This window comes from Streptomyces sp. NPDC000878, assembly GCF_053599695.1.
The window spans coordinates 29335-53378 of sequence record NZ_JBSFMT010000052.1; the positions used below are offsets into that span (position 1 = coordinate 29335).

At 70.5% G+C, this 24044-nt stretch carries 25 protein-coding genes; 5 read left to right on the plus strand and 20 right to left on the minus strand.

Annotation, left to right across the window (positions count from 1 at the left end; all coding sequences use genetic code 11):
* Nucleotides 1–21 precede the first annotated feature (21 nt).
* Nucleotides 22–786: an SDR family NAD(P)-dependent oxidoreductase gene (locus tag ACWDR4_RS34305; RefSeq protein WP_450414197.1), complete on the plus strand. Its 765-nt coding sequence runs from the start codon at nt 22–24 to the stop codon at nt 784–786.
* On the plus strand, nt 783–1544 hold the full coding sequence (locus ACWDR4_RS34310; RefSeq protein WP_450414199.1) for an SDR family NAD(P)-dependent oxidoreductase: 762 nt from the start codon (nt 783–785) through the stop codon (nt 1542–1544). Before ACWDR4_RS34305 ends, ACWDR4_RS34310 begins: the two co-directional genes overlap by 4 nt.
* Nucleotides 1545–1613: 69 nt before the next feature.
* On the opposite strand, the gene ACWDR4_RS34315 is transcribed toward ACWDR4_RS34310, so the two are convergent.
* The 9 genes from ACWDR4_RS34315 to ACWDR4_RS34355 all read right to left on the minus strand — a co-directional run bounded on the left by ACWDR4_RS34315 (nt 1614) and on the right by ACWDR4_RS34355 (nt 11213).
* Complete coding sequence (locus ACWDR4_RS34315; protein WP_450414201.1) at nt 1614–2450, minus strand: SDR family oxidoreductase; 837 nt, start codon at nt 2448–2450, stop codon at nt 1614–1616.
* Nucleotides 2447–2902, minus strand: coding sequence for a VOC family protein (locus ACWDR4_RS34320; RefSeq protein ID WP_450414203.1), 456 nt, complete (start codon nt 2900–2902; stop codon nt 2447–2449). Before ACWDR4_RS34320 ends, ACWDR4_RS34315 begins: the two co-directional genes overlap by 4 nt.
* Nucleotides 2899–3975, minus strand: coding sequence for a CaiB/BaiF CoA transferase family protein (locus ACWDR4_RS34325; protein ID WP_450414204.1), 1077 nt, complete (start codon nt 3973–3975; stop codon nt 2899–2901). Before ACWDR4_RS34325 ends, ACWDR4_RS34320 begins: the two co-directional genes overlap by 4 nt.
* Complete coding sequence (locus tag ACWDR4_RS34330) at nt 3972–4928, minus strand: LLM class F420-dependent oxidoreductase (RefSeq protein ID WP_450414205.1); 957 nt, start codon at nt 4926–4928, stop codon at nt 3972–3974. The genes ACWDR4_RS34325 and ACWDR4_RS34330 overlap by 4 nt, the downstream gene beginning before the upstream one ends.
* Before the next feature lie 105 nt (nt 4929–5033).
* Nucleotides 5034–5447, minus strand: a complete 414-nt coding sequence (locus tag ACWDR4_RS34335; protein WP_450414207.1) for a cobalamin B12-binding domain-containing protein — start codon at nt 5445–5447, stop codon at nt 5034–5036.
* Nucleotides 5447–7024, minus strand: coding sequence for a methylmalonyl-CoA mutase family protein (locus ACWDR4_RS34340; RefSeq protein ID WP_450414208.1), 1578 nt, complete (start codon nt 7022–7024; stop codon nt 5447–5449). Before ACWDR4_RS34340 ends, ACWDR4_RS34335 begins: the two co-directional genes overlap by 1 nt.
* Nucleotides 7021–8448, minus strand: a complete 1428-nt coding sequence (locus tag ACWDR4_RS34345) for a FadD3 family acyl-CoA ligase (RefSeq protein WP_450414209.1) — start codon at nt 8446–8448, stop codon at nt 7021–7023. The genes ACWDR4_RS34340 and ACWDR4_RS34345 overlap by 4 nt, the downstream gene beginning before the upstream one ends.
* Nucleotides 8445–9623, minus strand: a complete 1179-nt coding sequence (locus ACWDR4_RS34350) for an amidohydrolase family protein (protein WP_450414210.1) — start codon at nt 9621–9623, stop codon at nt 8445–8447. Before ACWDR4_RS34350 ends, ACWDR4_RS34345 begins: the two co-directional genes overlap by 4 nt.
* Nucleotides 9624–9659: 36 nt before the next feature.
* A complete protein-coding gene (locus tag ACWDR4_RS34355) occupies nt 9660–11213 on the minus strand; it encodes an AMP-binding protein (RefSeq protein WP_450414212.1) in 1554 nt (517 codons plus the stop codon).
* Nucleotides 11214–11278: 65 nt separating this feature from the next.
* Between ACWDR4_RS34355 and ACWDR4_RS34360 the strand changes: the two genes are divergently transcribed.
* The 3 genes from ACWDR4_RS34360 to ACWDR4_RS34370 all read left to right on the plus strand — a co-directional run bounded on the left by ACWDR4_RS34360 (nt 11279) and on the right by ACWDR4_RS34370 (nt 14291).
* Nucleotides 11279–12277: a 2Fe-2S iron-sulfur cluster-binding protein gene (locus tag ACWDR4_RS34360; protein ID WP_450414214.1), complete on the plus strand. Its 999-nt coding sequence runs from the start codon at nt 11279–11281 to the stop codon at nt 12275–12277.
* Between the two features lie 84 nt (nt 12278–12361).
* Nucleotides 12362–13084 carry an enoyl-CoA hydratase/isomerase family protein gene (locus tag ACWDR4_RS34365; RefSeq protein WP_450414216.1) on the plus strand — a complete coding sequence of 241 codons (723 nt, stop codon included), beginning with the start codon at nt 12362–12364 and terminating at the stop codon, nt 13082–13084.
* A gap of 439 nt (nt 13085–13523) precedes the next feature.
* The gene (locus tag ACWDR4_RS34370) at nt 13524–14291 is read left to right on the plus strand and encodes an alpha/beta hydrolase fold domain-containing protein (protein WP_450414217.1); all 768 of its coding nucleotides are present in this window, start codon (nt 13524–13526) and stop codon (nt 14289–14291) included.
* On the opposite strand, the gene ACWDR4_RS34375 is transcribed toward ACWDR4_RS34370, so the two are convergent.
* From ACWDR4_RS34375 to ACWDR4_RS34425, 11 genes are all read right to left on the minus strand, one after another.
* Nucleotides 14245–14811, minus strand: a complete 567-nt coding sequence (locus ACWDR4_RS34375; protein WP_450414219.1) for a TetR/AcrR family transcriptional regulator — start codon at nt 14809–14811, stop codon at nt 14245–14247. The genes ACWDR4_RS34370 and ACWDR4_RS34375 overlap by 47 nt on opposite strands.
* Before the next feature lie 164 nt (nt 14812–14975).
* A complete protein-coding gene (locus tag ACWDR4_RS34380) occupies nt 14976–15287 on the minus strand; it encodes a DUF1330 domain-containing protein (protein ID WP_450414220.1) in 312 nt (103 codons plus the stop codon).
* Between the two features lie 35 nt (nt 15288–15322).
* On the minus strand, nt 15323–15511 hold the full coding sequence (locus ACWDR4_RS34385; RefSeq protein ID WP_450414222.1) for a ferredoxin: 189 nt from the start codon (nt 15509–15511) through the stop codon (nt 15323–15325).
* Nucleotides 15508–16794, minus strand: a complete 1287-nt coding sequence (locus ACWDR4_RS34390; RefSeq protein ID WP_450414224.1) for a cytochrome P450 — start codon at nt 16792–16794, stop codon at nt 15508–15510. Before ACWDR4_RS34390 ends, ACWDR4_RS34385 begins: the two co-directional genes overlap by 4 nt.
* A gap of 144 nt (nt 16795–16938) precedes the next feature.
* Nucleotides 16939–17820, minus strand: a complete 882-nt coding sequence (locus ACWDR4_RS34395; protein ID WP_450414225.1) for an NAD(P)-dependent oxidoreductase — start codon at nt 17818–17820, stop codon at nt 16939–16941.
* A complete protein-coding gene (locus ACWDR4_RS34400; protein ID WP_450414227.1) occupies nt 17820–18368 on the minus strand; it encodes a DoxX family protein in 549 nt (182 codons plus the stop codon). The genes ACWDR4_RS34395 and ACWDR4_RS34400 overlap by 1 nt, the downstream gene beginning before the upstream one ends.
* On the minus strand, nt 18365–19279 hold the full coding sequence (locus tag ACWDR4_RS34405; RefSeq protein WP_450414228.1) for an alpha/beta hydrolase: 915 nt from the start codon (nt 19277–19279) through the stop codon (nt 18365–18367). Before ACWDR4_RS34405 ends, ACWDR4_RS34400 begins: the two co-directional genes overlap by 4 nt.
* Nucleotides 19276–20952: a thiolase C-terminal domain-containing protein gene (locus ACWDR4_RS34410; protein ID WP_450414229.1), complete on the minus strand. Its 1677-nt coding sequence runs from the start codon at nt 20950–20952 to the stop codon at nt 19276–19278. The genes ACWDR4_RS34405 and ACWDR4_RS34410 overlap by 4 nt, the downstream gene beginning before the upstream one ends.
* Nucleotides 20949–22316 (minus strand): cytochrome P450, encoded by a 1368-nt coding sequence (locus ACWDR4_RS34415; RefSeq protein ID WP_450414230.1) that lies wholly within the window; start codon nt 22314–22316, stop codon nt 20949–20951. The genes ACWDR4_RS34410 and ACWDR4_RS34415 overlap by 4 nt, the downstream gene beginning before the upstream one ends.
* Before the next feature lie 37 nt (nt 22317–22353).
* Nucleotides 22354–22545 (minus strand): ferredoxin, encoded by a 192-nt coding sequence (locus ACWDR4_RS34420; RefSeq protein ID WP_105968013.1) that lies wholly within the window; start codon nt 22543–22545, stop codon nt 22354–22356.
* 80 nt (nt 22546–22625) lie between these two features.
* The gene (locus tag ACWDR4_RS34425) at nt 22626–23996 is read right to left on the minus strand and encodes an ABC transporter substrate-binding protein (protein ID WP_450414232.1); all 1371 of its coding nucleotides are present in this window, start codon (nt 23994–23996) and stop codon (nt 22626–22628) included.
* Nucleotides 23997–24044 lie beyond the last annotated feature (48 nt).

Below are 24044 nucleotides of genomic sequence, written 5' to 3' on the forward strand. Positions count from 1 at the left end.
TTGCAAGAGAGGAAAACCTTGATGCAGATCAGTGGCAGCTCAGCAGTCGTCGTCGGTGGGGCAGGAGGCCTGGGCGAGGCCACCGTCCGCCGGTTGCACGCGGCGGGAGCGAAGGTGGTCGTGGCCGACCTCGCCGACGAGAAGGGCAAGGCGCTGGAGCAGGAACTGGGCGTGCGCTACGTCCGGACGGACGCCACCTCCGAGGAGGACGTCCTGGCGGCGCTGGCCGAGGCCGAGTCGGCGGGCCCGCTGCGCATCTCGGTGGACTGCCACGGAGGCCCGGCGAGCGGCGGCCGACTGATCGGCAAGGACGGTACGCCGATCAGCCTGGAGGGCTTCAGGACGACCATCGAGGTCTATCTGACCGGCGTCTTCAACGTGCTGCGCCTGGCCGCCGCCGCCATCGCCAAGCAGGAGCCGACGGAGGACGGCGGCCGGGGGGTCGCAGTCAACACCGCGTCGATCGCCGCGTACGAGGGCCAGATCGGCCAACTCCCGTACGCGGCGGCCAAAGGCGGCGTCGTGAGCATGACGCTGGTGGCCGCCCGCGACCTCTCCCCGCTCGGCATCCGGGTCGTCACCATCGCCCCCGGCACCTTCCTGACTCCCGCCTACGGCAAGGCTGGTGACCAGCTGGAGGCCTACTGGGGTCCCCAGGTTCCGCATCCCCGGCGGATGGGCCGCTCCCCCGAGTACGCGGCGCTCGTCGAGCACATCTGCGAGAACGACTATCTGAACGGCGAGGTCATACGCCTCGACGGAGCGCTCAGGTTCCCGCCGAAGTGAGCGACGTGAGTGCGCCGTTGACCTCGCTGAAGGGGAAGGTCGCGTTCGTCGCCGGGGCCAGCCGGGGCATCGGGCGGACGGTCGCCGTGGCGTTGGCGGAGGCCGGGGCGTCGGTGGCGGTGGCCGCGCGGTCCGAGGAGGCGGGCAGGCTGCCGGGGACGATCCACTCGGTCGCCGACGGGATCGCGGAGACGGGCGGCCGGGCGCTCGCCGTGCCCTGCGACGTCAGCAGCGAGCAGTCGGTGGAGGCTGCCGTGGCGGCGACCGTCGCCGAGTTCGGGGGCATCGACATCCTCATCGCCAACGCCGGGGTGCTGTGGTTGGGCCCGGTCGAGTCGACGCCCCTCAAACGCTGGCAGCTCTGCCTGGACGTCAATCTGACGGGCGTCTTCCTGGTCACCAAGGCCGTGATCCCGTACGTCCGCAAGCGCGGCGGCGGTTCGCTGGTGGCCGTGACGACCAGCGGGGTCGGGATGACCGACCGGGGTGCCAACGCGTACTGGGTGTCCAAGGCGGCCGTCGAGCGGCTCTATCTCGGGCTCGCCACGGATCTGCGGGCCGACAACATCGCCGTCAACTGCCTGGCCCCGTCCCGGATCGTCCTGACGGAGGGGTGGCAGGCGGCGGGCGGTGGCCGGAAGATCCCGCCGGAGATGGTGGAGCCCCCGGAGGCGATGGGGCGGGCCGCCGTGCTGCTGGCCGGGCAGGACGCGGGCGGGATCACGGGGACCGTGCAGCGGTCGGAGTCGGTCGGCTGAGGAGAGCATGCCGGTTGCCAACTGCTGACCCTTGTCCAGCAGTTGGCAACCGGAACGTCAGGTGAATGCCTACCGGCCCGCTTGTCCCCGTACCGCCGCACAGGCACCGCCGTCGATCAGCAGGTCGATCCCGGTGACGAAGCTCGCCTCCGCCGACAGCAGGAAGGCGACCCCGGCGGCGACCTCCTCGGCGCGGCCCGGGCGGCCGATCGCGGACCCGCGGACGAGCGCGTCCATGGCCGGCTGCTTCGCGGCCTCCTGGCGGCCCTGCGGGGTGTCGATGACGCCGGGCGAGACCGAGCAGATTCGGGCGCCGAGCGGGCCGAGCCGGAGCGCCTCCCGTCGTACGAAACGGTGTACGCCGTGTTTGGCCCAGGTGTAGGCGGCGCCCGTGTCCTCGACGGCCGGTCCCAGGGCGTCGTGGAGCCGGTCGAGGAAGGCGTCGTCGAGCGGGTCGTCCAGGGCGGCGGCGACGGCCGGATCCGCTTCCAGGTTGCCCAGCAGCGGGGCCATCGACGCGAAGCACACCATCGCCGTGCCCTCCGTGGCCAGGGGGCGCAGTGTCTCGGCGAGCAGCGCGGTGCCCACCAGGTCGACGGCGAAGATGCTCCGCCAGTCGGCCATCGTGGGTGAGATTCCGGCGGCGTGGGCGACGGCGCGCAGGGTGCCGCGTTCGGCGGTGCGTGCGGCGAGCCGGGCCATGCCGTCCCGGTCGGTGATGTCGAGGACGAACGGCTCGACGACCGCTCCCCCTTCGGCCGAGGCCGCCAGCTCCTTCGCCGCCGCCGTCACGGTCGCCTCGTCCCAATCGACGAGCAGCAGCGTGTCCACCGTGCCGACCATCCGCCGCGCGCACGCCAGTCCCATCCCGCGTCCGGCGCCGGTGGCGATACCTACCGTGGTCACTTCGTGCCCCCTCCGGTGGCCCAGAACTTCTCCAGCATCGGCTGTGCCGCCCGGTCCACGAGTTCGACGAGCACGCCGTCCGGGCCACGTACGAAGGCGAAGTCGGAGCCGGTGGAGCCGATTCGGGACGCCTCGACCGTGTAGCCGAGGCCGGCGAGTCCGGCGCAGTCCGCGGCGACGTCGTCGGACCAGTAGCCGACGTGGTGGACGCCCCCGCCGGGCGCCGCTTCCCAGAGGGTGCCGGGGATGTTCCGGAGGATCTCCAGGCGGGGTGAGGTCCGCGAGTACACGCAGTTGAGCCGGATGACGGCCTCGCCGGTCGGCAGCGTCACGTTCAGCGGTCCGCCGATCTCCGCGCACCACTCGTATCCGAACGCCGCCGACAAGCCGGCCAGCGTCCCTTCGAAGTCCTCGGCGACGATGCCGAGATGGAACTGGTCCTCGCCCCTCATGACTCCCTCACCGAACCGGAGTCGGCATCGCCGTGCTCGCCCAGTCGGGGCGGCGGCCCGTAGTCGGGCTCGTGGCCCACGATCCGTACGGGGCTGCGGACCAGCCGGAAGTCGCCCGCCGTCACCACGGCCTCCGGCGTGGCGGCCAGCGCCTGTGGCAGCGTGCGTACGGCGGCTGCCGGTACGCCCAGGGGCCGCAGCCGGGACTCCCAGCCGACGGCGGTGTCGGCGGCCAGGGCTTGTGTCACCGCGTCCAGCACCTCCTCCCGCCGCCCCGCCCGCTCGGCCATCGTCGGAAACCCTTCGACGCCCGCCTCGGCCGCGAAGGACTTCCAGAAGCCGTCATGCGTGATGAACAGCGCCAAGTGGCCCTGGGCGGTGGGGAAGAGCTGCGCCGGTACGTAGTAGGAGTGCGCGCCGAGCGGCAGGCGCCGTGGCTCGGTGCCCTCGTTGAGGTAGGCCGAGGCACGGTAGTTGAGCTGGGACAGCATCACATCCCGTAGGGACACGTCGACTTGACCGCCGCGACCCGAGACGATCTGCGCGAGCAGCCCCAATGCCGCTGTGAGGCCGGTCGAGTTGTCGGCGGCGGAGTAGCCGGGCAGCGTCGGCGGGCCGTCGGGATCGCCGGTGAGCGCGGCGACTCCGGTGGCCGCCTGGACGACGTAGTCGAAGGCCGGTTCGTCTCCCGTCGTCAGCCCGAAGCCGGTCAGCGCGACACACACGATCCGCTCGTTCCACTTCCGCAGCGCCTCGTAGGTCAGCCCCAGCCGATGGATCGCCGACGGTTTGAGGTTGACGAGCAACGCGTGGGCGTCGGAGACGAGTTCACCGAGCCGGTCCTGTCCCGCCCCGGTCGTCAGATCCAGGCAGACGCTGCTCTTGCCCCGGTTGAGGCTGGCGAAGTAGGCGTCGCTCACCTGCCGCGAGATGTCCCCGCCGGGCGGCTCGATCTTCGTGACCTCGGCTCCGAGGTCGGCGAGCATCATCGTGGCGTAGGGGCCCGCCAGCATATGGCCGACCTCCAGGACGCGGATGCCCGCGAGTGGCCCGGCCGTCGACTCGGAGGTCATCGGACTTCCACCGCCAGTGCCGCGAGCATGTCCCGCGTACGGCGCTTGGAGGCGACCAGTTCGTCCCGGCCCTCGCCGATCGGCAGCAGCCGTACGGAGAGGTCGGTGACCCCGGCGTCGGCGAACCGGCGGAACCGGGCCAGGATGGCGGCCTCGTCACCCGCCGCGCACAGGTCGCCGATGTCCCGGGCATCGCCGTAGTCCAACAGGCGCTGGTAGTTGGGCGAGATCTCGGCCTCGCCGAGGATGCGGTTGGCTCGTTCGCGGGCCGCGTCGACCTCCGCCGTACGACACAGACAGACGGGGATGCCCGCCACGACCCGGGGCGCCGGGCGGCCCGCTCCCTCGGCGGCCTTGGTGATGCGCGGTACGACGTGGTCGGCGACCGCGCGTTCGTCGGCCATCCAGAGGACGGTGCCGTCGGCGCGCTCGCCCGCGAGGGCCAGCATGACCGGGCCGAGCGCGGCGATCAGGACGGGCAGCGGGCCGACCGGGCCGAGGTCGAGCGGGTTGTGCACGGTGAAGGTGCCGTTCTCGACGTCGACCGGGCCGGGGCCGCGCAGGGCCGCGTCCAGGACATCCAGGTAGTCACGGGTGAACGCGGCCGGCTTCTCGTACGGCAGCCCGAGCATGTCCCGGACGATCCAGTGGTGCGAGGGCCCGACGCCCAGCGCCAGCCGTCCCCCGGTCGCCGCCTGCGCGGACAGGGCCTGTCGGGCGAGGGCGATCGGATGCTGGGCCTGGAGCGGTACGACCGCCGTCCCGATCTCGATCCGTTCCGTCCGCGCGCCCATCAGCGCGACGGCCGTCAACGCGTCGAAATCCGTGGGTATTTGGGGCACCCACGCGGTGTCGAGGCCCGCCTGCTCGGCCCACGTCACGTCGTCGATCATCCGCGCGACCTTGCGCGCGGAGTCCCCACGCTCCGGCCCGATCATCACACCGACCCGCACAGTGCCTCCAGGTATCCGAACAGATATCCGAACAGGTTGCTGAAAAGGTCTCCGGCCAGGGAATCGAGCAGGGGTCGAGCAGACTTCAAGCAGGTCCTACAGGTCCTACGAGCCCGTGGCCGCGTCCCCCGTCGTCAGCGCCCGCATCTCCGCCACCAGCACATCGAGCGGCGTACCGGTCGGGAAGACCGCCGCCGCGCCCGCCGCCCGCATCCGGGGTACGTCGGCCGGAGGAATCGTGCCGCCCACGACGACGGCGATGTCGTCCGCCCCGGCGGCCCGCAGCGCCTCGACGACCCGGGTGGTCAGGGCGAGATGCGCGCCGGAGAGGATGCTGAGCCCGACCACGGCCACGTCCTCCTGGACGGCGGTCGCCACGATGGTGTCGACGCGCTGACGGATGCCGGTGAACACGACCTCGAAGCCTGCGTCGCGCAGTGTCCGCGCGACGATCTTCGCCCCGCGGTCGTGGCCGTCCAGGCCGGGCTTGGCGACCAGGATGCGTGCGGCGGCGGCCATCAGAACACCACCGGCTGCTGGAACTCGCCCCAGACCGCCTTCAGTGCGGCGACCATCTCCCCCACCGTGCAGTAGGCGTTGGCGCAGTCGATCAGTACGGGCATCAGGTTCTCCGTCCCGTCCGCCGCGCGCGCCAGCCGGGCCAACTGCTCCCGTACGAGGGCGGCGTCCCGGGTGGCCTTCACGTCGGCGAGCCGCTTGAGCTGCCGGTCGCGGCCCTCCGCGTCCAGTTCGTAGGTCGCGAGGTCCGGCGGCGGCTTGTCGGAGACGAACCGGTTCACGCCGACGACCGGACGCGTGCCCGCCTCGACGTCCAGGTGGAGCTGATAGGCCTCGTCGGCGATGAGTCCCTGGAGGTAGCCGTCCTCGATGGCGCGGACCATGCCGCCGTACCGCTCCAGGTCGTCCATGATCTCGACGATCCGTGCCTCGGTGGCGTCGGTGAGCGCCTCGACGAAGTACGAGCCGCCGAGCGGGTCCGCGACCCGGGTCACGCCGGTCTCGTGGGCGAGGATCTGCTGGGTGCGCAGGGCCAGCGTCGCCGAGTCCTCGCTGGGCAGCGCGAACGGCTCGTCCCACGCAGCCGTGAACATCGACTGGACGCCGCCGAGTACGGAGGCCAGCGCCTCGTACGCCACCCGGACGGTGTTGTTCTGCGCCTGGGGCGCGTAGAGCGAGGCTCCGCCGGCCACGCAGCCGAAGCGGAACATGGACGCCTTGTCAGTCGTGGCGCCGTAGCGCTCCCGGACGATGGTGGCCCAACGCCTGCGTCCCGCACGGTACTTGGCGATCTCCTCGAAAAAATCGCCGTGCGTGTAGAAGAAGAAGGAGATCTGCGGGGCGAACTGATCGACCGTCATCCGGCCGCGCTCCAGCACCGTGTCGACGTACGTCACCCCGTCGGCGAGCGTGAACGCCATCTCCTGTACGGCGTTGGCGCCCGCGTCACGGAAGTGCGAACCGGCGACGGAGATCGCGTTGAACCGGGGCACCTCGGCGGCGCAGAACTCGATGGTGTCCGCGATGAGGCGGAGGGACGGCTGTGCGGGCCAGATCCAAGTGCCCCTGGACGCGTACTCCTTGAGGATGTCGTTCTGGATCGTGCCGGTGAGTTTCGCGCGCGGCACGCCTTTGCGTTCGGCGGCGGCCACGTAGAAGGCGAGGAGGATCGCCGCCGTGCCGTTGATGGTGAAGCTGGTGCTGATCTTGTCGAGGGGGATGTCCTCGAAGAGGATCTCGGCGTCGGCGAGGGTGTCGAGGGCGACGCCGACGCGGCCGACCTCCTCGGTGACTTCGGGGTCGTCGGAGTCGTAGCCGCACTGCGTGGGCAGGTCCAACGCCACCGACAGTCCCGTACCGCCCTGTTCGAGCAGATAGCGGTAGCGGCGGTTGGACTCCTCGGGCGTGCCGAAGCCGGAGTACTGGCGCAGTGTCCACAGCCGTCCCCGGTAGCCGGTCGCGTAATTTCCGCGCGTGAAGGGGAAGTTGCCCGGCTCGGGTGGTTCGGCGGCCCGGTCGGCGGGTCCGTAGACCGCCTGGAGCGGGATGCCTGAGGCCGTTTCGTGCGGTTGGGTCATCGCAGCTGGTCCTTCATCACCTTGCCGGTGGCGTTCAACGGCAGTTCTTCGAGGAACTCCACGGACCGGGGCGCCTTGAACCCGGCCATCCGTCTGCGGCTCCAGGCGATCAGGGCGTCCGCCGAGACGGGTGCGCTGCGGACGACGTACGCCTTGCCGACCTGTCCGAGCCGCTCGTCGGGTACGCCGATCACGGCGGCCTGGGCGACGGCCGGGTGTTCGAGGAGGAAGCCCTCGATCTCGGCCGGGTAGGCGTTGAAGCCGCCCACGATGAACATGTCCTTCTTGCGTCCGACGATCCTCAGGTGCCCCCGGTCGTCGAGGGTGCCGAGGTCTCCGGTGTGCAGCCAGCCGTCCGCGTCGATCGTCTCGGCGGTGGCGGCGGGATCGTCGAGGTAGCCGCGCATGACGCTGTAGCCGCGGATCAGGACCTCGCCGTCGGCCGCGACACTCACCTCTACGCCCTCGCAGGGCGTACCGACCGTCGTCGCGATGTCCTCGAAGGAGTCGCCGGGGCGGGAGGCTGTGGCCGTGCCCGCCTCGGTCAGGCCGTACCCGGTCATGATGTGCTCGAAGGGCAGGTCGCTGACGATCCGGCGGATCAGCTCGACCGGGATGTCGGCGGCGCCGGTCACCGCCACCCGCAAGGAGGACAGGTCGTGCCGGTCGCCCGCCGCGAGGAGCGAGTGGTAGAGCGTGGGCGGGCCGGGCAGGACCGTCACCTTCTCCCGTTCCACCAGCTCCAGCACACGATCCACGTCGAAGACCGGCACCGGGAGGATGGTCGCGCCCCGGATCAGGGAGGCGATGCAGCCCGCCTTGTAGCCGAAGATGTGGAAGAACGGGTTGACGATCAGATAGCGGTCGCCCTCCCGCAGGGTGGCCAGGTCGCACCACTCCCCGTACAGGCGGAGCGTCTGGGCGTGGGTCATCAGGACGCCCTTGGGCCGCCCGGTGGTCCCGGAGGTGAACGTGATGTCGCTGACGTCGTCGCCGCTCACGGCCCGCTCGAACGGCGAACCGCTCGCCAGGAAGCCCGACTTGAGGTCGATCACGGGCACGCCCGGCGGGCCCTCGAAGTCGAGCCCGAGGAAACCCGCCTCAACGAGGACGAGTTTGGCGCCGCTGCGGCGGACGATGTCATGGGCCTCGTCCGCCTTGAACCGGGTGTTGACCGGGACGAGCACCCCGCCGGCGGTGAGCAGCCCGAAGGCGGCGACGATCCACTCGGCGGAGTTGGGCGCCCAGATCGCGACCCGGTCGCCCTTCCCGATCCCGCCCGCGGCGAACGCTCCCGCGGCCGTGCGCACCCGGTCGACCAACTCGGTGAAGGTGAGCCGAAGTCGGCCGTCGACGACCGCTTCGGCGTCACCGAAGCGGTCGGCCGCACTCAGCACCATCCGCGGGATGGTCTCCCACTTCATTCCGGGATCAGCCCGGAGAGGTTGCCGCCCATGATCTTGGCCTGGTCCGTCACGCTCAGGTGCTGGATCGCGTCGACGTAACTCTGCGGCTGGGCCAGGCCCTCGGGGTGCGGGTAGTCCGAGCCGAACAGCACCCGGTCCACGCCCATCAGGTCGACGAGGTCACCGAGGTCGTCCTCGTAGAACGGGCTGACGTGGATGCTGTCCTTGACTGCCTGCACCGGGTCGCCCAGGAACTCGTGCGGCATCTTCTTGTAGACGTCGCGGAGTTGGTCGAGCAGCGGCGCCACCCAGGAGGAGCCGTTCTCGATGAGCGCGATCTTCAGCCCCGGGACCCGGAACAGCGCCCCGTGGCACACCCAGGCCGCCACCGCGTCCTGGATCGGCCGCCACTCGGACACCGCGCGGAAGGCGTTGGGCTTGAACGGGAGCATCTCGTTGGTCCCGCCCTCCCAGTCGCTGGTGTAGCGGGCGTAGCCGCTGTCCGAGGAGTGCATCGCGACGAGGACGCCGGTCTCGACGACGCGCTTCCAGAACGGGTCGAACTCGGGTGCCGCGAAGGAGCGCGAGCCGCCGTAGCCGGGCACCGGGGCCGGGCGCACCAGGATCGCCCTGGCGCCGCGCTCGACCGCCCAGTTCAGCTCCGCGATCGCCTTCTCGACGATGGGCAGGGTGATGACCGGGGTGGTGAGGATGCGGTCCTTGTAGTTGAAGCCCCATGTCTCGTGCAGCCACTCGTTGAGCGAGTGGATCACCGCGTGGATCAGTTCGGGATCGTCCCGCATCCGCTCCTCGATGAGGCTGGCGAGCGTCGGGAACATCAGCGTCCGCTGCACGCCCAGCTCGTCCAGCAGCTCCAGCCGGGGCCCCGGTTCACGGAAGGCGGGGATCGAGCGCATCGGCTCGCCGAAGATCTCGCGGCGGGTCTTCCCGTCCGGATTGCCGAACTTGAAGTAGTCCTCCATCGCCCCGGGGCGGGCGACCACCTCGAAGGTCGGGTTGGGGATGTACTCGCTGATCTGCCCCCGGATCGCGATCTTCGTACGGCCGTTCACCTGCACGTACTGGATCGCGCCCGCGTATTGCTTGGGGAGGTGCCTGGTCAGCGCCTCTTCGGTCTCGTACAGGTGATTGTCCGCGTCGAAAAGCGGATACGGCAGCTCGCGCGACGGCATTGAGATCCTCCTTCGCAGATTGCGAGAATCTTATTCTCACTTCTTACGGCCCGCAATGTCCTTGCGGAGAACGAACTTCTGAACCTTGCCGCTGGCGGTGCGCGGGAACTCGTCGACGACGTGCAGTTCCTCCGGCCACTTCTGGCGGGCGAGGCCCTCCCGGTCGAGGTGGGCGCGCATCTCGTCGAGCGTGGGCGCGGGGTGACCGGGTTTCAGGCGCAGGACGGCCGCCGCGTGTTCGCCGAGCCGCTCGTCGGGGGCAGCGACCACCGCCGCCTCGGCGACGGCCGGCAGGGCTAGGAGGACTTCCTCGACCTCCAGCGCACCGATGTTCTCGCCGCCCCGGATGATGATGTCGGCCTTGCGGTCGGTGATCGTGAGATACCCGTCGCCGTCGATGACCCCGATGTCGCCGGTGCGGTACCAGCCGTCGGCGTCGAAGGCCCGTTCGGTCAGGGCGGGGTCGGTGTAGCCGAGGCAGAGATCCGGTCCCCGGCTGAGGATCTCGCCGTCCTCGGCGAGCCTGACCTCGGCCCCCGGGAGGGAATCGCCGTCGGTGTAGAGCCGCTTGGCCTCGGGCGCGGTGTGGCGGGAGCCGGTGATCGAGGGGTGCTCCGTGCTGCCGTACGAGCGGAAGACGGTGATCCCGAGGTGCGCCAGCCTGTTGGTGACGGCGGCCGGGACCGCCGAGCCGCCGAGGCCCGCGTACTTCATGCCGTCGAGGTGAGCGGGGGTGAAGTCGGGGTGGTCGAGGAGGCTCGTCATGTAGTACGCGGCGCCGCCGCCGACCGTCAGGCCGTCGCTCTTCATCAGGCCGAGGGCCGCGCCGGGGTCCCAGGCGTCGGCGAGGTTGACCGGGGTGCCGTCCAGGACGGGGATGAGGAAGGCGTTGACCATGCCGATGAAGTGGCCGACGGGTGCCGAGGTGAGCTGGCGGCCCCGGTCGGGCGGGTAGAGCCCGGCCAGTTGGCGGGTCTCGAAGCCGAGGGTCTGGTGGCTGTGCACAACTCCCTTGGGATCACGGGTCGTTCCGGAGGTGAACGCGATCAGCGCCGGGCCCGCCGGGTCCGTCGGGAGGACGCCGGGGAGGGGTTCGTCGGCGAGCAGCTCGTCGAAGTCCCGTCCGACGACGCCGACCACGGGCACGCACGCGCTCAAGTCCGGTTGGTGTTCGAGGTGGCCGAAGCGGGCGGCGGTGACGAAGACGCGCGGGCGGACGGCGTCCAGGATGTAGCCGACCTCCTTGCGCCCGTAGAAGTGGACGACCGGCACGACGACCGCGCCGAGGAAGGCCGACGCCCAGAAGACCGCCGCCGCCTCCATCCAGTTGGGCAGTTGGAAGGCGACGACGTCACCGGGACCCACCCCGCGCGCCCTGAGCCCGGCCGCCAGCCGGCGCGCGACACGCTCGACGTCGGCGAAGGTTCCCGTCCACGGCCGTACCGCCGAGTGCACGCGGAACTCCGTGTCGGGGGCGGCCGTCAGCCCGCGAGCCAGCAGGTCACCGAGCGTGTCGCGGGTCCACCAGCCCTCCGCCTCGTAGCGCTTGGCCAGCTCGGCGGGGACCGTGCGTGTGGGGATGGTTCGCATCGCGGGAACTCCCTCCCTTGTAGCGAGAATTGCACTCTCGCAGAGAGAGAAGGTAAATTCCATACATGGTACGAGACCACGGTTTCCACCCGGTCCGGATCAAGCGGATCGTCCAGGAGACAGCCGACACGCGCACGTACGTGCTCGACGCGCCCTTCCCCTATCTCGCCGGCCAGTTCCTGACGGTACGAGCGTGCGGCACCCTGCGCAGTTACTCGATGTCGAGTTCCCCGGACACCGACAGCGAGTTGATGACCACCGTGAAGCGGGTTCCGGGCGGTCTGGTGTCGAACTGGATGCACGACCACCTCGCGCCCGGCGATCTCATCGAGACCACGTCTCCGGCGGGGGTCTTCTGTCTGCGCGAGGGGACGGCACCGCTGGTCGCCCTGTGCGGGGGCAGCGGGGTCACGCCGGTCCTCTCCCTCGTGAAGACCGCGCTGGCCACGACCGGACGGCGGGTCCGGGTCCTGGCCGCCGACCGGGACGCGGACTCGGTCATCTTCGGCGACACGCTGTCCGAGCTGGCGCGACGGCACGCGGGCCGGTTCGAGATCCGCCATCACCTCGACGATGCGCAGGGACTCGTCACCGGCGCCGAGATACAGGCGTTCGTCGGGGACGACCTGGACGCGGACTTCTATCTCTGCGGTCCCGCACCGTTCATGGAGCTGGCCGAGAACACGCTTCTCGCACAGGGAGCCGAAGCCGGGCAGATCGTCGCGGAACGCTTCACCCCGGCGCCCGAGGAATCCGAGGAACCCGCCGAAGCCGTACCGGAGACCGGCGGCGGCACGGTCACCGTCGTCCTCGCCGGAAAGCGGCGCACGGTCGACCAGCACCCCCGCGAGTCGCTACTGGAGAGCGCCCGCCGGGCCGGCCTCATGCCGCCCTTCTCCTGCGAGATGGGCAACTGCGGCACCTGCATCGCCCGGCTCACCGAGGGCGAGGCCAAGATGCGCGTCAACAACGCCCTGGACGACGACGAGGTCGCCGAGGGCTGGGTCCTGACCTGCCAGGGCGAACCGGTGACCCCGCACGTCACGGTCGAGTACGAGAGCTGAGTACGCGATACGGAAGCTCAGTACGCGATACGGCAGCTGAGTGCGAGACCCGAAGCCCGCGCCCCACCGACCGAAGAGGCACACATGGTTGATCTCGAACTCGAACTGGACGAGGGCCTGGCGGTCATCACCATCAACCGCCCGCACGCCCGCAACGCCATCGCCCCGGCCACCATGGACGAGCTGGACAAGGCCCTCGACGCGGCGGCGGGCGCCCGGGCGCTGGTCATCACGGGCGCCGGCGAGAAGGCCTTCGTGTCGGGCGGCGACCTCAAGGAACTGGCCGCGATCCGCACGGAGGAGAAAGCGCTGGCGATGGCCCTTCGGATGCGCGGCGTCTGCAACCGGCTCGCCGCCTTCCCCGGCCCCGTGATCGCCGCCCTCAACGGCCACGCCTTCGGCGGCGGCGCCGAGGTCGCGGTGGCCGCCGACATCCGGATCGCGGCCGACGACATCAGGATCGGCTTCAACCAGACGGCCCTGGCGATCATGCCCGCGTGGGGCGGCGCCGAACGGCTGGCCGCGCTGGTCGGCAGGGGCCGCGCGCTCCTGCTCGCCGGCACCGCCCAGATACTCGACGCACCGGAGGCCGAACGCCTCGGCCTGGTGGACCGGGTGCTCCCCCGGCCCGCCTTCGAGGAGGGCTGGCGCACGCTGGCCCGCACACTCGCCACCCGCCCCGCGCAGGAGATCAAGCGGGTGGTGTCCGGAGACCTGACGGCGAACGAGGCGGCCCACGCCTTCGCCCACCTGTGGGTGTCCGACGAGCACTGGCAGGCAGCGGAAAGGGTGATGTCCCGTGGATGACACACGAGTTGAGACCGCAGGCGGCTACGGCGACCCCGCCGTCCTGGCACAGACCGACCCGGATCGCCCGCACCGATCGGCCGAACCCACCTGTGCACAGGGCGCCTTGACCAGCGTGCGCACCGAACCGGCCGAGACGACGGGCGGCGCAGACCCCCTGTGGACCCGAGTCGAGACCACAGGCCGACAACACGAACACGGCGCACCCGGGGTTGCCGCGCAGGCAGGCACCGACCTCCCACACGCGTCGACTCACCCCGCCTCCGCACGGCTTGACACACGCGCCGAGCCACGGGAGGCCGCAGCCGATACGGGGGCAACCAGCCGGGCACAAGCCCGAGTTGCGAGCGCACGCCGATACGGCGGCCCCGCCGTCCCGGCGCAGGCCGGCGTCAACCGCCCGCACCCATCGGCCGAACCCACCCCCACCCAGCCCGACTTGACCGACGTACGCACCGAGCCGGGTGGTGCGGCGGACGAAGTCGGCCCCGTGCGGGTCGAGTCGAGTCCGGTGGGGCCGATCGTGCGGCCCCCGGAACCCAGCGATCTCGTGATCCTCTACCTCCACGGCGACCGGCATCTGTCCGGAACCCCGGAGTCGGCGCTCGACCTCGCCGAGCGGCTCGCGCTGCGCACCGGTGCGGTGGTCGTCTGTCCGCGCTACCGCAGCTCCTTCCCGGGCGCCCTGGACGACGTACACGCCGTGTACGACTCCTGTCGGGCCCGGGGGCCGGTGGCGCTCGCCGGGGAGCGGCTCGGGGGCGGGCTCGTGGCCTCGTTGCTGGTGCGGTTGCGGGACATGGGGGCGGCGGCGCCGCAGTGCGCGGTGCTCGGGTCGGCGCTGCTCGATCTGACCCTGGACGCGCCGAGCCTGTTGTTCAACGCGGCGGCCGAACCCTCCTTCGACCTCGACGAACTCCGGCTGCGCGCCGCGCTCTACGCGGCCGGCACCGAGCCGACCAACCCGTTGCTCAGCCCGCTGCACGCCAATCTGCACGGGCTGCCGCCGGTGCAGCTGCTGGTCGCGGGCACCGACCCGCTGCTGGACGACTCGCTCGGGTTCGCCGCCCGCGCGGCCCGCTCCGGGGTCACCGTGGATCTGCGGGTCCGGGAGGACGCGGAGCGGCTGCGGCCCGAGGCGGTGGCGGCCATGGCCGGGTTCATCCGGGCGTGGACCCGATCAGAAGGGTCATCACGTCCCGCATGATCTCGGGGTAGTCGGACTGCTCGTCGTCCAGCAGCCACTGCAACTGCATCCCGTCGAGCATCGCGACCAGGGCGCTCGCCGCGGCGCGCGGGGTGAGACCGCTGGGCAGCCGGTCGCCGTAGAGCTTGGTCAGATGGGCGACGGTGTTGTCCTGGATCGAGCGGTAGTGGTCGTGGCAGAACGCGTGGGCGGGGTCGTCCCCGACGATCCCCTCCGCGATCAGCACGCTGTGGATCTGGACGAGCCCGGCGTTCCGGTGGTCGTACGCGACGACCTCGGCGACCAGGTTCGGCAGGTCCAGGTCCGGGTGGCCGGCCAGGTGTTCGCGGGCGAGGTCCTCGCGGCGCTGGAGGAGGGCGTGCAGCAGGCGCTTCTTGCTGGGGAAGTAGTGCAGGACGCCCTGCCGGGTCAGGCCCGCGCGTTCGGCGACCGCGTCGATGGAGGTCCTTCTGTAGCCGCGCTCGGCGAACACCTCCAGGGCAGCCCCCAGGATCTCCTCGCGCCGGGTCGTCGTCTCCACGCGTCACCCTCTCCGCCGCTGACACACCGATGTGACAGTACGGTCACCCCACCACACAATCGGCTCTTTCGGCCACTGCCGGTCGGCGACGGTTTGTGACAGGCCGCGCGGAAAACACCAACGCCCGCCGAAGAGGCGGGCGTTGATTCAACTCCGGGTTGGTGTCAGCCGTTCCCGGCAGGCGGCTCGAAACCGGCGACGATCACCACATTCGAGTCGGCCGCAGCCTGCCGCAGGGGCTTGGCCTTCTCGTACTCGGCGGACTCGTACCAGGCACGGGCCGCTTCCACCGAGTCGAATTCGAGGACGATGGTCCGGTCACCGTGCCACTCGCCCTCGAGCGACTGCGCTCCGTCGTCGACAGCCAGGATCTTCGCGCCACTCGCGGCCAGGGACGCCCCGGCGGCACGAGCGTAGACCTCCAGGCCCACCGGGTCCTTGATGGCCTCGGTGACAATCACGTACCCCTTGGGCATCGCCAACTCCTCTCGGCTCACTGTGCAGTTGGGCCTCAGCTGAGCACGATGGCCCGCTCGGGGCAACTGCCCACAGCCGTGCGCACCGCGTCCTCGTGCTCGGCGGGAACCTCGGGCAGAAGCACCTCGGCGTATCCGTCGTCGGTGAGGTCGAAGACCTCGGGGCACAGGGTCCAGCACACGCCGTGTCCCCGGCAGCGGTCCTCGTCCACGGCGGCCTTCATCGGGCGGGCTCCTCTGCGAGGGTGAACTCCAGGCCGAGGTGGGTCAGTCCGCGCAGGATGTAGGTCGGCAGGTACCGGTACTGGCGGGCATCGGCGGGCCCGTGGACCTGCTCCGAGATCCTGATGTCGGACGTACGGTCCAGGATGCGTTCGATGGCCACGCGGGCCTCGGCCCGGGCGAGGGGCGCGCCGGGGCAGGTGTGGACGCCACGGCCGAACGCGAGGTGGTGGCGGGCGTTGGCGCGCGTGGCGTCGAAGGTCTGCGGGTCCTCGAAGTGGCGCGGGTCGCGGTTGGCGGCGCCGTTCAGGACCATGAGCGTGGTGCCGGCGGGGATGTCGACCCCGCCGACCGTGGTCGGTGTGCGGGAGAGCCTGAAGTCGCCCTTGATGGGGCTCTCCATCCGCAGCGCCTCCTCGATGAAGTTCGGCACGCGGTCCCGCTCGGCACGCAACAGCGCCTGGATCTCGGGCTGTTCGGCGATGATCTTGAGCGCGTTGCTCAGCAGCCGGACTGTGGTCTCCTGGCCGGCCGCGAAGAGGTTGGTGGCGACACGGGCGACGTCGGCGACGTCGGGGGTCGAGCCGTCGGGGAAGGTCGCGATGGCGAGGCCGGTGATCACGTCGTCGCGGGGCTCGCGGCGGCGGTCCTCGATGTACGCCGCGAACCGGTCGTACAGGTACTCCAGCGGCGTGTGCGACATCGCGCCGCTCGTGCTGCCGACACCCGGGTCGGCGTGCGGCCGGTTGAGCGCCTCGACGAACTCGTCCCGGTCGGCGTCGGGTATGCCCAGCAGGTCGGTGATGACCCGCAGGGTGAAGGGCCCGGCGAAGCCGCCGATGAAGTCGCCCCCGCCCGCGGCCAGATACTCGTCCAGCTGGGAGTCCGCGAGGTGCCACATGGACGCCTCGTTCTCCTTGAGGCGCCTCGGCGTGATGAGCCGCATCAGCAGGCCTCGGTGGGCCGTGTGCAGGGGCGGGTCGAACGTCGGCAGCTGGTCGCTCATGGGGAGTTCGTCCCGGTGGAGCTCGATCAGCTCACTGATGTCGTCGCCCTCCAGCGGGACCGGGAACCCGGGGAAGGGCCCGGTCACGGACACGCACGACGAGAAGGTCTCGGAGTCGTTGAAGACCTGCACCGCCTCGTCGTAGCCCGTCACCATCACCACCTCGTGATGGCTCTCGCGCTGTACGGGGCACCGGCCGCGCAGAGCCTCGAAGTACGGGTAGGGGTCCGCGACGGGCCCCTCGTCCCGGAAGAAGTCGATCGCGTCGAAGTCGTTCACGGCCTGTACGGCTCCCTTCGTCACCCTGCCCCCGGACGATATCAATGCTCTTCAACAATGAGAAGACCGTTTCCGATTCACGGGAATCGGCTGGGAATCGACCGTGGCGAGCGGTAGTTGCGGTAATCGACGCGTTGTACGGACTCAGCCGGCCCGGCGCCCGCGCACCCTGCCCCGGACCGGGCGGACCCCCGGCGCCGGGATCACGACGCTCTGCGCCATGAGGGCGAGGGCGTCGTCGGCGGTCCGCATCACGGTGGTGCCCGCCGGGGTGCCCGCCTCCTCGGCGAGGTCGGCCAGCAGCCGCGCGTCCTTGCGCAGCAGCGGACCGGCGTGGGCGGCGAGCCGCTCCAGGGTGCCGCCGTCCGTGGCGACCCGGCGGAGCGCGAAGCTCGCCCCGCTGCCGTGCGCGAGGACGTCGGCGAGGCCGGCCGGGTCCACGTCGAGGGTGCGCCCGAGGGCGAGCACGTCGGCGGAGGTCGCCAGATTCGCCGTGAACAGGGCGTTGTTGAGCAGCTTGGCGACCTGCCCCGAGCCCAGCGGGCCCATGTGGACGACCGGATCGCCGTACGTCTCGAACACCCGTCGGCAGAAGGCGACGGTTCCGGACTCGCCCCCGACCATCACCAGCAGCCGCCCCTCGGCCGCCGCGCCGCCGCCTCCGCTGACCGGCGCGTCGACCAGGGCGACCCCGCGCAGCCTGGCCCGGTCGGCGAGCCGGCGGCAGGTGTCGGGGTGGACGGTGCTGTGCACGGCGATCACCCCGCCCTGCCGGAGCCCGGCGAGGACACCCTCGTCGCCGACGATCACCTCCTCGACGTCCGCGTCGTCGCCGACACAGACGCACACGAGGTCACTGGCGGCGGCCAACTCGGCGGCGGAGACGGCACGTTGGGCGGGCGTACCGGTGAACGGGGTGAGCGAGGCGGGTCTCCTCGCCCACAGGGTCGTCGTGAACCCGGCGTCGACGATCCGCCGTGCCATGGGCCCGCCCTGGTTGCCGAGCCCGATGAATCCGACGCGCATCAGCCAGCCTCCTGCGCGGCCGGTTCGGTCGCCGGCGCTTCCGATGCCTTCGCGGGCCGCTCGGGACGCCAGAAGGTCGCCAGCAGTCCGGCGGTCGCCGCCACGGCCACCCCGAGCGCGATGCCGCCGCCGGCCCAGCCGGTGACCTCGATGTCCGCCGCGTGGTCCAGGGAGACCTTGCCGGGCCCGAGGACGCCGAGCGCCAGGGAGATCGCGGCGAGCATCAGGACGTACTCGTAGCCGTCCTTGAACACGAAGAACCCGTTGGTCCGGTGGGCGAGAAGCCCCGCGACCAGCATCACCGAGACGACCGCCGCGCAGGCCAGCGGGGTGAACAGACCGAGGACCAGCAGCGCGCCCGCGCCGATCTCGGTGATCACGCTCATCCATGCCTGCAGCGTCCCGTGCCGCAGCCCGAGCCCGCCGAACCAGCGGGCCGTGCCCTCGATCTTTCCGCCGCCCCGCCAGTGGTTGAGTCCGTGCGCGATCATGATGACGCCCAGGACCACTCTGACGACCAGCAACGCGACCACTTCCGCGTTCGTCAACTTGCTCTCCCCTGCTGTCGTTCGGCGACGTCCGTCGCCGCTGCCGCTGCTGCCTCCTCGCGTGCGAGGACGCACTCCTCCACGAACGACAGCACCTTGAGGTGATAGGCCATGGACGTCAAGCCAATGCTCAAGTTGTGACCGCCGCCCGCCTGTTCGTCGACCGCGACCCGGGGTGCCGCGGTGAACAGGGAGGCTATGTCGGCGAGCGCCGAGGGTCCGGAACTCCACACCCGTTCATGTTGGCCGAGTGTGTAGTGAACGGGGACCCCTATTCTCGGCGCGAGTAGGGGAAACGTGTCGATCCAGCTCCGGGCCACGACCCCTTCGTACGCGGGTGAGCGCGACGAGATGCGGGCCCCGCCGACCACGTCGTCCGCGTACAGCCGGGACGGCTGCCACAGCAGGTCACGCACCCCGCTGTTCGGTGGCCGGTGCCGCCAGTCGCCGAGGATGCCGGCCGCGTCGTCGTGGTGACGGCGTCCGGTGCCGGCGAGTTCCAGGCCGAGCAGGTCCCCGCCGCGCCGCTCGTCGGCGGCCATACGGACCCCTAGTTCGCAGCCGATGGAGTGGGCCAGCACGAAGACGCCGGCTCCGCGCGGGCGGGCGGCGAGGAGGCGCTCGACGGCTCCGTAGGCGACGTCGACGCGCCGTTCGGCGGAGATGAACTCGTCGGCGTACGGGGCCGAACTGCCGTATCCGGGACGGTCGATGGCGATGACGGTGAAGCCGAGGGCCTCGCCGGTGCGCAGCAGCGACATGCGGGGCCGGTCGGGGTAGTCGAAGTAGCCGGAGAACGCGGCGCCGCCGTGCAGGGCGAGGACGACGGCGCGCGGCTGCCGTGCCTCGCGCAGCAGTGCGGACACGGCGATGCCGTCCACGTCGACGACGACGCGTGACGCACTGGTCATGTGTCGGTCCGGAAGAGGATCGCACCGCTCGGGGCGAGTCCCCCGGTGCTGACCACGGCGACCCGGGGGTCCGCGACCTGACGTGGTCCGGCCTCGTCGCGCAGTTGGGTGATCGCCTCGTGGACCAGTCCCAGGCCGTGGGTGCGGCCGTGCGAGAGCTGTCCGCCGTGGGTGTTCAGGGGGAGCAGTCCGTCGCGGGCGATGTTCTTGCCGCCGTCCAGGAAGTCCTTGCCCTCACCGATCCCGCAGAAGCCCAACGCCTCTATCCAGGACAGGCAGTTGAAGGTGAAGCCGTCGTAGAGCTGGGCGACGTCGACGTCCGTGGGCCGCAGTGAGGTGCGGGTCCACAAGTGGGCGGACTGGCCAAGTACTTGGGGTTCGTGGGTGAGGGTGCTCTGGTCCCACTCGATGCGTTCGAGGATCTGCGTGCCGACCGCCTCGACGAGGACGGGCGGTTTGGCGAGGTCCCGGGCCGCGTCGACGGCGGACACGATCACGGCGACCGACCCGTCGCATGGCACGTCACAGTCGTACAGGCCGAAGGGGGTGGTGACCATTCTGGCCTGGAGGTAGTCGTCCATGGACATCGGGTCGCGGTAGATCGCGGTGGGGTTGAGCGCGGCGTTCGCCCGCTGGTTGAGGGCGATCCAGCCGAGAGTCTCGCGGGTGGTGCCGTAACGGTCGAAGTGACGTTGCGCGTTCATGGCGAGGGTGTGCGCGGCCGAGTACGCCCCGAAGGGCTTCATCCAGCCCGCCGCCGGTGCGCCCGCGCCGGGCGCGGCGATCCGGCCGCGCTTGACCAGTTCGCCGTACGACGACTCCCAGACCGTACGGAAGCACAGCACATGCCGGGCGAGGCCGCCCGCGACGGCGAGCATCGCCGCGACCAGTGAGCCGCCGGGCCCGAAGGTCTCGCTGCCGCCGTTGTACCAGGTCGGCTGCACGCCCAGCGCGGACTCCAGCGCGGTGACCCCGCCCTCGGCGAAGCCTCCGTAGGCCCCGGCGCCCGGGTAGGCGGCCAGGCCGTCGATGTCGGCGATGGTCAACCCGGCGTCGGCGACGGCCCGTTGGCAGGCCTGCACGGTCAGCGACAGGGGCGGCACGAGCTGGCGGCGCCCGATCTCCGAGGCGCCGACGCCGGTGATCGCGACCTTGTCCTCGAACTTCTCCGGGGTCACCATCGGGCGTACGTGGGACCGGAATTGGGACGGTTCGACGGCGTCCGTGGGGAAGGGCGCCGGATCGCGTTGGTCGGCCGCCGGGCGGAACAGGGGCAGCCACGCGTCCCCAGCCTGCTCGAAAACGACCTCCATGCGCATGCCCAACCTCAGCTGTTCGGGCTCGCATTGGACGACATTGGTGGTGAGGCGGACCCGGGGGTCCTCCTCGATCGCGACCTGGGCGACGACGAACGGGGTCGGCAACCCGGGTGCGGGGAAACGGTGGTTGACGGTGAAGCCGATCAGGGTCGCGAAGCCGGAGACCGCCCGCACGCCGGTCTCCTGCCCGTGGCAGTAGCGGCACACCGGCTGCGGCGGATGGATGAGGGCCGCGCAGGACCCGCACTCCGTCAGGCGCAGCCGGCCGTCCGCGCCGGAGGTCCAGAAGAAGGCGTTCTCCTCCGTGATCTCCGGCGCGGCCCGCCCCGACGTGTCAGGTGTCTCGTCGGTCATGTGGTGATCTGCGCCTTCGCCTTGCGGACCGTCACCGGCTCGGCGATCCGCTGCTCGTCGCAGACCTGTTGCAGCTTCTCCAGCGTCTCGTCGAGCCCTGCGCCGAGCCGGGGACCCGGAGTGAAGGTCGCCGGGAGGTGGCGCATGCCCTGGATGATGCCGATGGTCTCGTAGTGAACGGTGCCCTCCGGGTCGCACTGGTAGTCGGGCATACGGTCGAGCACCTGGGTGACCATGCGCTTGAAGACCGTACGAGCGACGTTGGAACCGATACAGCGGTGGATGCCCAGGCCGAAGCTGCTGTGCCGGTTGGCCGGGCGCTCCAGGTGGACGGTGTCGGGGTCGGGGAAGACGGAGGGGTCGCGGTTGGCCATCGCCCAGGACAGCCAGAGCCGTTCTCCCTCCTTGAAGCGTGTTCCGGCGATCTCGCAGTCGGCGGAGAACGTGCGTCCGTCGCCCGGCGCGGGCGCGTAGAAGCGCAGGAACTCCTCCGTGGCAGAGTCCAGCAGGGTGTCCCGTTCGCGGCTGAGCCTGTCCCGCTCAGTGGGATTTTCGCCCAGCCATTCCAGTGCGTGTGCGGTGAGCGCGGTCGTGGTGTCGAAGCCGCCGCCGATCAACAGGGCCAGTACGCCCAGGAGTTCGCTGTCCGGCGGGGTCCTGCCGTTGATGTCGGCGTGGATCAGGGCGTCCACAAGCCCCGGCCTGGGGTTGGCGCGGATCTCGGCGATGGCCGTGGCCAGGCCGATGCCCATGTCCCGGGCCATCTCGGCGACGCGTTTCATGTCGGGCGAGTTGGGTGGGGTGTAGACGGAGGCGTGGGCCGGCTCGTTGTAGACGGTCCAGTCCTTGAGCGGGATGCCCATCATGGCGAGCGTGAGGACGGCCGGGACGATGTTGGCGAGGTCGTCGACGAAGTCGATCCGGCCTTCCTCGATCTTCTCGTCGATGGCGGCCCGCACCACCTCGTCGACGACGGGGATCCAGCGGCTGATGGCCGCCGGGGAGAGATAGGGGTTGAGGGCCTGGCGGTAGTGGCGCTGTTCCGGCGGGTCCATCTCCAGGAACCCGCCCTGGACCTGCCCCCGTTCCTTGGACGGCGGCGGGATGGTGATGCCCTGGTAGCCGCGCCGCTCGCCCTTCACGTCGTGGTCGTTGGAGATGAACTCGGCGGCCCTCGCCAGTTCGAAGACCTCGCGGTTGCCGCTTGCCACCCAGTGGCCGCCGTGCGTCTCGGTCCAGGCGATGGGGCACTTGGACTGCAACTCGTGGGTGGTGTCGGTGAACTGGTGCCGGTACTCGGGAGTGTGCCGGTCGAAGTGGACGGTGTGCTTCTTGCGCTCGGCGTCGTCATCGTCCGTGGTCATCGTGGTGTCGTTCTCCCCTCAGAAAACGAAGATCGCGTCAGGAAACGAAGATCGCGCGTTCCGGGCAGGACCTGACCGCCTCGACGACCTGGTCCTGCTGGTCGTCCGGAACCTCCTCCTCGATCACCGACGAGTGACCGTCGATCTCGCTCAGCTCGAACACCTTCGGCGCCCGCATGGCGCAGAGCGTGTGCCCCTGGCAGCGCTCCGGGTCGACCCGTACCTTCACGACCTGCTTCCTTCCTGCCGCAACTCGGTACTTCCTGCCGCTGTTTCAGGCTTTCCGCCGCAACTTCGGGCGTCCGCCCGCTACTTCAGGTCCGCCATGGACTTGCCGACGTCGGCGAGCGTCATCGGCTTCCCGTAGGACTTCTTGTACTTGTACGCCGGGATGTCGCAACGGTAGGAGCCCTGATCCGGCTTGAAGTCGGCGACGGTCCAGCCCTTCTCGGTCGCCTTGACCACGTTGAAGCACTGGGGCGGGTTGGTGACCTTCGTCAGGTCCATGGGGGCCTGGAGTCCGCCCGCCGTCCACTCCGTCTGCTTCGTCGCGTTCTCGTACACACACTTGCGGGTCAGCTCGTCGCACTCCCCGGCCGCGGCGGCGAACAGCAGCCAGGCGTCGAAGGAGCGCAGCGCGGGCAGCGTGACCTCGGCGTCGGGCGCGTACTTGGCGAAGAGGTCCTCGACCAGTTTGGTCGCCGGGTTGCTGGACGCCTGTTCCAGCGGGGTGACACCGCTGAGGTCGGCGTAGCTGTTCTGCTTGGCCAGCGCGCTGCCGGTCAGCTGGAGGAAGGCGGGGCCGTAGGCGTTGTTGTTGGTGTCGATCCAGTCGAGCTGGTAGCCGGTGTTGGTGAGCGCCTGTTCCAGCTTGGCGAGCTGGCTGAACTGGCCGTTGAAGACGAGGCCCTTGATCTTCCTGCTCTTGATGGTCTGCGCGTACGGAGTCCAGTCGGAGACCCCGGCGGCCGGGTAGACGTCGGTGTAGGCGACCTTGCCGCCGATGGCCGGAATCAGTTCCTTGGCCTGTTCGGCGAGGACCTTGGTGAGCGGAACGTCGCCGGAGATGATGCCGACGTGGTCGGCGGAGTCCGGGTGGGCCTCCTTGATCAGCCAGGTGTAGTAGCCGGTGTAGGGGGCGTAGCCGACTCCGGCGCCCTGGGCGAGCACCTGGAGGTCCGCGCCGAGGGCGTTGATGGTGCTGGACTGCGCGGGGAAGTCGGGCAGCAGACAGCTCAGCCGTTCCTTGACGCCGGTGCCGTCGAAGGCGGCGCCGCCACCGACGAGGGCGAAGTCGTCGCGGCAGGCCTCGATCATCCGCTGCTGGACCTCCATGAGCTTGGAGTCGCGGGTGACGGGGACGATCTTGCGGCCGTTGATGCCGCCGGCGGCGTTGCACCAGGACGTGAACACCTTGGCCGCGTTGACGAATTCGGGGTTCTTGGTGAATCCGATGTCGCTGAACACACCGACCTTGATCTCGCTGTCGGTGATGCCCTGTTCGGTCACGGACTTGGGGCTGCCGGAGTGGCAGACGTTCTTGAGCGTGCCGAAGTCCGCGTTGGCGGCGGCCCCCGACGCGGATGTGGACGGCTCGCCGGCACTGGAGGTGGTCGTGGAGCGGTCGGAACACCCGGCCAGGGCCAGGACGAGCGCGGTCGCGATGAGCAGTCGTCTCATCGGTCCTCCCGGTGAAGTGGTTCTGGAACTGCGGTGACCACCCGGCTT